This window comes from Longimicrobiales bacterium, from assembly GCA_035764935.1.
In the GTDB taxonomy this organism is placed as follows: Bacteria; Gemmatimonadota; Gemmatimonadetes; order Longimicrobiales; family RSA9; genus DASTYK01.
The window spans coordinates 1-2,562 of sequence record DASTYK010000012.1 but is presented as its reverse complement, the minus strand read 5'-3'; the positions used below and the strand labels follow the sequence as shown (position 1 = coordinate 2,562).

2 protein-coding genes are annotated in these 2,562 nt (G+C 68.2%); one reads left to right on the top strand and one right to left on the bottom strand.

Features of this window, described 5'->3' with window-relative positions; translation table 11 throughout:
* On the bottom strand, window positions 1-717 hold a 717-nt coding region (locus VFU06_00690; protein ID HEU5207898.1), incomplete at its 3' end, for a TonB-dependent receptor plug domain-containing protein.
* A 226-nt stretch (window positions 718-943) separates the two neighbouring features.
* Here VFU06_00690 and VFU06_00685 point away from each other — a divergent pair.
* On the top strand, window positions 944-2,562 hold a 1,619-nt coding region (locus VFU06_00685), incomplete at its 3' end, for an alkaline phosphatase family protein (GenBank protein ID HEU5207897.1).

Here is a 2,562-nt window from a genome sequence, read left to right as displayed (position 1 = left end):
CGTCGCGGCCGCCGGCCCCTTCACGACTTCGATGCTCTCGATGTCCTCGGGATTGATGTCGAAGAGCTGGCTGACGCCCTGCCCGCCGACGTCGATATCCGTGATCGTACGGTTCGAAGCCCGGATGCCGTCGATGAACACGAGCGGCTCATTCGACAGCGTGATCGACGACGCACCGCGAATGCGGATCTGCTGCGCCGTGCCGGTCGTTCCCGACGACGACGTCACCTGCACGCCCGGCACGCGCGCCGTCAGCAGGTCCGTCACGTTGGTCGACGTGCCGCGCTCCGTCTGCTGCGCCGCATTGATCGTCGCCACCACGGCCGGCTGCTCACGACGCTGCACCGCGCCGACCGTGCCCGTGACCACGATCTCCTCCAGCGCGACCGCCGACGTCGGCAGCGTGAAGTTCACCGTCGTGGTCTCACCCGGGCGAACGTCCACCGTTTCCAGCCCGGCCGAGTACCCGATCGACGTGGCACGCACCTCGCGAGAGCCCGCCGGCACGTTCACGAGGACAAAGCGGCCGTCGTTGTTGGTGATCGTTCCGAGCTGCGTCCCCGTGATCGAGATCTGAACGCCCGCCAGCGGCGCGTTCGTCGACTGATCGGTCACGGTGCCCGCTACTGTCCCTCGCTCCTGTGCCGACGTCTCCAGCGGCACGAATGCGAGGGCGAGCAGCGCTGCCGCAAGCCAGCCGGCCTTGCTCTTCCTCATGGTCTACTCCGGTTTGATGGCGGTAAGAACGGGACAGCCCCCTCCCATCGGGATCTGTCCAGCCGTTGGGGAACGCGCGGTCGGGGACAAAGCGGACAGGATTCGGGGCGAATGGGATGAGTCGAGCCGCCGACAGTACACAATTACATGCACAATGCGATCAAACTATGCTTAAATTCCGCAAGGATCCTGCGTTGAGAACACCGGGCAAGCAGGACCAGTCCGCGTGAGCCGGCGCTGGTGGGTGGCCGGAGCCGCCGCAGCCGCTGCCCTGATCATCGTGGGGCTGTTCATGCGCCCGCGCGTTGCGGAGCTGCTCGGGCTTGTTGCGAGTGGGGGTGAGCTCCAGCTGCGTGATCCGATCCGTCCGCCGCGGGGCGGTCCTCGTGTGCTCGTGTTCGCGCTGGATGGAGTGGGCGAGGACGAGCTGCTGTCGAGCATCGAGGCGGGTCGCTCACCTGCGATTCGCGCTCTGCTCGGCGCACCGGACGACCGCGCGGCGGCAGGGCCCGGAGTGGCGGGGCCGGCAGGCGACCCGGCTGCAACCCGACACGTGTTTCCGCGCGGCTACGCGGTGCCCGGCGCGCTGAGCATCCTCCCGTCCACGACGCTGGCTGCCTGGTCGGCGGTGTTCACGGGGCACCCCGCCGGCATGACGGGCGTTCCGGGCAACGAATGGTTCGTCCGCGACGCGATGCGCCTCTATGCGCCGGCCCCGGTGAGCGTGGAAGGCACGGCCGACGCGCTCGCGAGCTACACGGACGACCTGCTGGGCAGCGTGCTCGTCCCGCGCACGGTCTACGAGCTGGCGGACGTCCGCTCGTACGTATCGCTGTCTCAGTTTCACCGTGGTGCGGACCTGCTGGTCGTTCCGGCAGCCGACGCACTGGACGACCTGGTCGGCGCGGTGGCGCGCGGAATCACGGAAGACGACGAGAGCGTCCCGCAGGAGGCCTATCGCGAGCTCGACCTGACCGCGGTCGACAACCTCGTGGAGGCCATGGGGGACCACGGCCCTGCGGACCTGCAGGTCGTCTACCTTCCCGGTATCGATCTGTACACGCACATCTCGGCCGACCCGATCGACACGCAGCGTGCGTACATCGCTGCGGTAGTCGACAGTGCTGTTTCACGGGTGATCGAAGCGTACCGGAATGCGGGCGCCATGGATGACACGTTCGTGCTGTTCGTCTCGGACCATGGCCACACTCCGGTTCTCGCGGACGACCCGCATGCGCTCGGTGTCGGCGAGCAGGACGAACCGACGGCGGTGCTGGAGCAGGCCGGTTTCCGGGTGCGTGCGCCCGAGCTGGAGTTGGACGAAGACGAGCGAAACTACCAGGCGGTGGTCGCGTACCAGGGCGCGTTCGCATACGTGTACCTGGCGGACAGGTCCACGTGCAGCGCAGAAGACGATGTCTGCGACTGGAATCGACCGCCGCGCCTGGCCGAGGACGTGCTCCCGGTCGTGAGCGCGTTCGATGCGGCGAACCGCACCGGCGCGGGGGTTCCCGCACTGCAGGGCAGTCTCGACCTGATCCTGGCCAGGGACGGGCGCAGCACCGGCGGCGGGGCGGCACCCTTCCGGGTGTGGAACGGCGAGGGGCTGGTCGACATGTCCGCGTGGCTCGCGGCGAACCCGCGGCCCGACCTGCTGGATTTCGAGCGTCGCATGAGCGCACTGGCCACGGGCCCCCACGGTGATCGCGCGGGTGACGTGCTGCTCATCGCGAAGTCGGGTGCGGAGCGGCCGATCGAGGAGAGGTTCTATTTCTCCAGCGTGTACCGCTCCTGGCACGGCAGTGCGACCGAGCAGGACAGCAGGATCTCCCTGTTGCTCGCCCA